1 protein-coding gene is annotated in these 249 nt (G+C 54.2%); it reads right to left on the bottom strand.

The window, feature by feature from the left end; genetic code table 11:
* Nucleotides 1-182: ThiF family adenylyltransferase (locus tag SB822_RS59495; protein WP_410859427.1), on the bottom strand; the 182-nt coding region annotated here is incomplete at its 3' end.
* Nucleotides 183-249: the final 67 nt, after the last annotated feature.

Below are 249 nucleotides of genomic sequence, written 5' to 3'. Positions count from 1 at the left end.
CACTCTCCATCATCCCGGTCCGCAAGGGTTATCTTCCCTATGCCTGCACGCACTAGCATTTCGCCACTACCAGTTCCCAACACCCCCGCGCCGATGACCAAGACGTGCTTATTCCTCAATTTCTCTTGCCCCGCTACCCCTATTGGCGCAAAAAGCTCCTGCCGTGAGTATCGTTCATTCAACTGAGGCTCATTCCTTCCATTGGGCTGCTGGCTGTGGCATACCGCTTTTTAGGAATTCGCCCAGCTT

Origin of the sequence: Paraburkholderia sp. SIMBA_054 (assembly GCF_046534875.1) — a bacterium.
In the GTDB taxonomy this organism is placed as follows: Bacteria; Pseudomonadota; Gammaproteobacteria; order Burkholderiales; family Burkholderiaceae; genus Paraburkholderia; species Paraburkholderia hospita.
Note: the sequence above shows the minus strand (reverse complement) of the source record. Positions and strands in the feature narration are given on the sequence as shown.